Raw genomic sequence first — 6,115 nt, 5'->3', positions numbered from 1 at the left:
CGCTGACGATATCACCCACTTCAGAGAACTCATCCAGAGCGATGGACTCGTTGGCAGTGATATTGATCAGGATACCCCGCGCGCCGCGCAGATCCACATCTTCCAGCAGCGGGCTGGAGATAGCCGCCTGCGCCGCTTCTGCCGCCCGGCCTTCGCCGCTGGCAGTACCGGTACCCATCATGGCAGTACCCATTTCGCTCATCACGGTGCGCACGTCAGCGAAATCCACGTTGATCATGCCGGGTCGAACGATCAGGTCCGCAATCCCTTTCACTGCGCCCTGCAGCACTTCGTTGGCCGCCTTGAAGGCGTCCAGCAGGCTGGTGGAGCCACCGAGAACCGCTTGCAGCTTCTCGTTGGGGATGGTGATCAGGGAGTGAACGTGCTCTTTCAGCTCTTCGATCCCCTGCTGGGCAGAGCGCATGCGCTTTTTGCCTTCGAAGGGGAACGGCTTGGTGACCACAGCCACGGTCAGGATGCCCAGTTCCTTGGCAATTTCAGCCACAACCGGGGCCGCACCGGTACCCGTGCCACCGCCCATGCCGGCGGTCACGAAGACCATATCTGCACCATCCAGCAGCTCGGCGATGCGATCACGATCTTCCTGAGCGGACTGACGGCCGATTTCCGGGTTTGCGCCGGCGCCCAGCCCTTTAGTCACCTGGCTACCCAGCTGAATCACGGTCTTGGATGAGGCATTACGCAGGGCCTGGGCGTCAGTGTTGGCGCAGATGAAATCCACCCCTTCCACACCGGAACGCACCATGTGATCCACGGCGTTACCGCCGCCACCACCGACACCTACCACTTTGATTACCGCACCATGCGGTACGCTGTCTTCCAGTTTGAATTGCATGGTTGATCTCCCGTTGTTGCTTCCCTGTTTACTACTCATTACGTCGAAGTGTTCCGGTCATCTTGCCGCGGCCCGGAACCACCGCTTGCGCTCAGTAAACGCTGGATGCCTGATGCTTGAGGCCTGACGCTTTGGCGGCTTTGCCGCCTGTTTTGCGTCCGGCTTCGGGCGTCGGGCATCCGGCGTCCATTAAAAATTGCCTTTGAACCAGCTCTTGATGCGCTCCAGCCAGTCCAGCTCACCCCCGCCGGCCTGGGCCTTGGCGCTGGTGCCTTCCTTCTCCATGCGCTGGCCGTACAAGAGCAAGCCCACGGAGGTGGAATAAATCGGGTTCTTCACCACGTCGATCAGCCCGGAAATTCCCTGCGGCGCGCCCAGGCGCACCGGCATATGGAAGATTTCCTCGGCCAGATCCACAGCCCCTTCGATCTTCGAGGAACCACCGGTGAGCACGATGCCACCGGGAATCAGGTCTTCGAATCCGGAGCGGCGAATTTCTGCCTGCACCAGGGTGAACAGCTCGTCGTAGCGCGGCTCCACCACCTCGGCCAGGTTCTGGCGGCTGAGGGTGCGCGGCGGACGGTCGCCCACGCTGGGCACCTTGATGGTCTCGTCAGCGCCGGCCAGCTGCGTCAACGCGCAGGCGTACTTGATCTTGATTTCATCCGCATGCTGCTTGGGCGTGCGCAGGGCCATGGCGATATCGTTGGTCACCTGATCCCCGGCGATGGGAATGTTGGCCGTGTGACGAATCGCGCCTTCGGTGAAGATGGCGATATCCGTGGTGCCACCGCCGATATCGACGATGCAGACGCCCAGTTCACGCTCGTCTTCGGTGAGCACGGCGTGAGCACTCGCTAACTGCTCAAGGATGACGTCATCGACCTCCAGGTTGCAGCGCCGCACGCATTTCTCGATGTTCTGCACCGCATTCACCGCACAGGTCACCAGATGCACCTTGGCTTCCAGGCGCACACCGCTCATGCCGATGGGCTCGCGCACCCCTTCCTGGTTGTCCACCACATATTCCTGCGGCAGTACGTGCAGGGTTTTCTGGTCTGCCGGAATCGCCACCGCCTGCGCCGCGTCGATCACCCGGTCGATATCCGCCTGTGCCACTTCCCGGTCGCGAATAGCGACAATGCCGTGGGAGTTGAGGCTGCGCACATGGGAGCCGGCGATGCCGGCGTACACCGTGTGGATATGGCAGCCCGCCATCAGCTCGGCTTCTTCCACAGCGCGCTGAATGGAGCGCACGGTGGCTTCGATATCCACCACCACGCCCTTTTTCATGCCCCGTGACGGTTGCGAGCCCAGCCCGACGATTTCCAAGGTGCCATCGGCTGCTGTCTGGCCGACGATGGCAACCACCTTGGAGGTGCCAATATCGAGTCCGACAATCATGTTTTCTGTTGCTGTCGCCATGTCACCCTTTCTCCTAACTCTGCTGCTCGCGCCAGGTCACTGCCATGCCGTCCGCATAACGCAGATCAACACGAGCTACCTGGCGGCTATCCGTGCTCAGCACGCCACGATAAAGCCGCACAAAACGGCGTAATTTGGTGGTGTAATGCTCACGGTCTACCACCAGTTCCATGTCGTTATTCAGCGTCAGGCGCGCGGTCAGGCGCGCGTTGACGTCCATGCTGCGAATGCTCAGGTCCACATCCGCCAGCGTTTTGCCCATGCTGTGGTAGAAGCCCATGACTTCCTCCAGCCGTTGCTCCGGGCCGCTCAGGTGGGGCAGATCCGTCAGGTCATACTGCTTGAGCGCCTTGAACGGCTGCCCGCTGTCCGACACCAGCACTGCCTCGTTCCACACGGCCACCGGGCGACGCTCTTCCACTGTCAGCACCACGGTATCGGGCCACTGACGACGGACGGAGACCTCCTCCACCCAACTCAATCCCTGTGACTGCTGGTAAATATCTTCCAGCGGCACAGAGAAATAATTCTCTTCGCGCACCAACGCCGCCAAGGCGGTCTCGATCTGTTGCTGACGGCGCACATCGGTGACACCGTCCACGCCCACCTTGCGGATCGGGTAGCCATCCAGTGCTGACGGCAGGTAGATCACCGCCAGCAGGATGACCAGCGCCACCGAGCTCACCAGCATCCACGGCACCGCCGCTGCAATGCGCTCGCGCAGCGGTACGCCGGCCTTTTTCACCGGCTTGCGGCGGGCGCCACGGGGCGCGGGGGCGTTTCTAGCCACGACCCCGTTCCAGTGCATCCAGCAGGATTTCACCCACCAGCACGTCAAAATCGCGGCCGGTGGCCTTTGCCGCCATGGGCACCAGCGAGTGATCAGTCATGCCAGGCACCGTGTTCACTTCCAGCAGCTGCCACTGGCCCTGCGCATCGCGCATCACATCGACCCGGCCCCAGCCACGGCACCCGGCAACCCGGAATGCTGTCAGCGCCAGCTGCCGCAGCGCCTGCTCGTCGGCACCATCCAGCCCCGCCGGGCACAGGTATTCGGTGCTGTCGGACTGATACTTGGCTGCAAAGTCATAGAACGCATGGGGCGTTTGCAGGCGGATGGCCGGCAAGGCTTCATCGCCCAGCACCGCCACGGTGTATTCCGGCCCGTTGACCCAGGCTTCCACCAGCACGTCCTGATCAAATTTTTCTGCGGCAACCAGCGCCTCGGCCAGCTCTTCAGCGTTATCCGCCTTGGCCATACCGATGGAGGAGCCTTCGTGGGCCGGTTTCACGATGACCGGGAAGCCCAGGTCTACCTCATCGCGGCCGGACACATAAAACGCCGGGGTCGGCAAACCCGCCCCTTTCCACAGTTGCTTGGTGCGCACCTTGTCCATGCCAATGGCCGATGCCATCACTCCGGACCCGGTGTAGGGAATCTCCAGATGTTCCAGTACACCCTGGATCACGCCGTCTTCGCCGCCGCGACCGTGCAGGGCAATAAAGGCGGCATCAAAGCCTTTCAGGGTGTCCACGCTCTTGTCCGCCGGATCCACCAATTCTGCGATCAAGCCCAGATTGCGCAGGCCCTGATGCACCGCCGCACCGCTCTTCAGCGACACCGGGCGCTCTGCGGATTTGCCGCCGGCCAGCACCGCCACGCGGCCCACCCGGCTCAATCGCTGTTTCAATGCACGCTTATCCATGGCTGCCTCCCTGAGCGGCCAACTGCTTGGCAATGGTGCCGACGTTACCGGCGCCCTGCGTGACGAGCAGATCGCCGTCCTGAAGCTGGCTGGCCAGCAAGGCCGGCAGCTTGTCCGGGTCATCCACAAACACCGGTTCCAGACCACGCTTGCGCAAGCTGCGGCACAGTGCCCGGGCATCGGCACCGGGAATCGGGTCTTCGCCGGCGGCATACACTTCCAGCATAAGCAACACATCCACCCCGGAGAGCACTTCCACAAAGTCCTCGTACAGGTCCTGGGTACGGGTATAACGGTGCGGCTGAAACAACATGGCCAGGCGACGGTTTGGCCAGCCATCGCGAATGGCAGCAATGGTGGCGGCCACTTCACGGGGATGGTGACCGTAGTCGTCCACCAGGGTCGCGCTGCCGCCCTCGAAGTGGTATTCGCCCTGCACATCAAAGCGACGCCCCACCCCGGTAAAATTATTCAGGCCACGGATAATGGCGTCATCATCAGCCCCTTCGTCCGCCGACACGGCGATGGCCGCCAGCGCATTCAGGACGTTATGGCGGCCCGGCATGTTCAGGGACACCTCCAGTGGCTCGCCTTCGGCGCGCACTACCCGGAAATGGGTAACCATGCCGTCCTGGCGTACGTTCTCGGCACGCAGGTCTGCATCCTCGCTGAAGCCATAGCGAATCACTTGACGGTTGACCCTGGGCAGCAACTTGCGCACCACCGGATCATCCACACACATCACTGCCACGCCGTAGAACGGCAGGTTGTGGAGGAACTCGATAAAAGTGTTCTCCAGCTGGGCGAAATCGCCGCCGTAGGTGTGCATGTGGTCCGCATCGATATTGGTGACGATGGCGCTCATGGGCTGCAGGTGCAGGAAACTGGCATCGGACTCATCAGCCTCTGCCACCAGATAACGGCTCTGCCCCAGACGGGCATTGGTGCCAGCGCTATTCAGCCGCCCGCCAATAACAAACGTCGGATCCAGTCCGGCCTCGGCCATAATTGCTGCGGTCAGTGACGTGGTGGTGGTCTTGCCATGGGTGCCGGCCACGGCAATGCCATGACGGAAGCGCATCAGCTCCGCCAGCATCTGGGCGCGTGGCACCACCGGAATACGACGCTCATGGGCCGCCGCCACTTCCAGGTTTTCGGTATTCACCGCCGTGGAGGTCACCACTACATCCGCGCCGTCGATATTCTCGGCACGGTGGCCGATGTCCACCCGCACACCAAGACTGCGCAGGCGCTCTACCACCGGTGATTCCTTGATGTCGCTGCCGCTGATGGCATAGCCCTGATTGGCCAGCACTTCGGCAATGCCGCACATGCCCACACCGCCGATCCCCACAAAGTGGATCCCGCGAATGCGGCGCATCTCCGGCACCGTATGAATCATGTCGTTATCGGCCATTGGCCACCTCCTCACACAGCGTGGCGGCGCGCTCAGCACTATCCGCCATCGCCTGCTCACGGGCCCGCTCGGCGATTTGCGCCAGCAGGCCACGCTCAGCAACCGGTTTCAGGGTGCCGGCAAGGCTTGCCGCACCCAGGTCCCGCTGGGGCAACAGCAACGCGGCTCCGCGCTCTGACAACCAACGGGCATTCAATGTCTGGTGGTCATCCACTGCGCTGGGCAGGGGAACAAACATGGCGGCCACGCCCGCCGCCGCCACTTCCGCCACGGTCAGCGCGCCGGCCCGACAAATCACCAGATCCGCCCAGCCGTAGGCTTCTGCCATGTCATCAATAAACTCGCTGACCTGAGCCTGCAGACCCAGCGCCTGGTAAATCGGCGCCGCTTCCGCAGTACGTCCGGCGCCGCACTGGTGGCGCACCTGTATGTCGCGCCCCAGTACCGCCAACAGCAGCTCGGGCAAATCCTGGTTCAGTACCAGCGCGCCCTGGCTACCACCCAGCACCAGCACCCGCAAGCCGCCCTGATGTTGGGCATAGCGGCGAGCAGGCTCATCCAGAGCGGTAATTTCCGGACGCACCGGGTTGCCCACCCAGCAGGCCTGCGGATTGCCAAAGGCACCCTGAAAGCCTTCCAGGGTCACCGTGGCCAGACGGGACAACAGGCGATTGGTCAGCCCGGGAACCGCATTCTGCTCATGGACCACCA

The 6,115-nt window shown here is 62.5% G+C and carries 6 protein-coding genes; all 6 read right to left on the bottom strand.

What is annotated here, in order from left to right; translation table 11 throughout:
• The coding region (ftsZ, locus tag A3754_RS22570; RefSeq protein WP_063521398.1) for a cell division protein FtsZ at window positions 1–856 on the bottom strand (856 nt) is incomplete at its 3' end.
• Window positions 857–1,045: 189 nt separating this feature from the next.
• The gene (gene ftsA / locus A3754_RS22565; protein WP_007151175.1) at window positions 1,046–2,281 is read right to left on the bottom strand and encodes a cell division protein FtsA; all 1,236 of its coding nucleotides are present in this window, start codon (window positions 2,279–2,281) and stop codon (window positions 1,046–1,048) included.
• 13 nt (window positions 2,282–2,294) lie between these two features.
• Window positions 2,295–3,071, bottom strand: coding sequence for a cell division protein FtsQ/DivIB (locus tag A3754_RS22560; protein ID WP_063521397.1), 777 nt, complete (start codon window positions 3,069–3,071; stop codon window positions 2,295–2,297).
• Window positions 3,064–3,987, bottom strand: coding sequence for a D-alanine--D-alanine ligase (locus A3754_RS22555; protein ID WP_063521396.1), 924 nt, complete (start codon window positions 3,985–3,987; stop codon window positions 3,064–3,066). The genes A3754_RS22560 and A3754_RS22555 overlap by 8 nt, the downstream gene beginning before the upstream one ends.
• A complete protein-coding gene (gene murC / locus A3754_RS22550; RefSeq protein WP_063521395.1) occupies window positions 3,980–5,404 on the bottom strand; it encodes a UDP-N-acetylmuramate--L-alanine ligase in 1,425 nt (474 codons plus the stop codon). Before murC ends, A3754_RS22555 begins: the two co-directional genes overlap by 8 nt.
• The coding region (locus A3754_RS22545; RefSeq protein WP_063521394.1) for a glycosyltransferase at window positions 5,394–6,115 on the bottom strand (722 nt) is incomplete at its 5' end. The genes murC and A3754_RS22545, both read right to left, overlap by 11 nt.

It is taken from the genome of Alcanivorax sp. HI0083, assembly GCF_001635175.1.
This window is presented reverse-complemented; position numbering and strand designations above follow the sequence as displayed.

Coding starts and splice junctions, on each gene's coding strand:
- A3754_RS22555 (WP_063521396.1), bottom strand. CDS start 3,987: ATGGATAAGCGTGCATTGAAACAGCGATTGAGCCGGGTGGGCCGCGTG.
- murC (WP_063521395.1), bottom strand. CDS start 5,404: ATGGCCGATAACGACATGATTCATACGGTGCCGGAGATGCGCCGCATT.
- ftsA (WP_007151175.1), bottom strand. CDS start 2,281: ATGGCGACAGCAACAGAAAACATGATTGTCGGACTCGATATTGGCACC.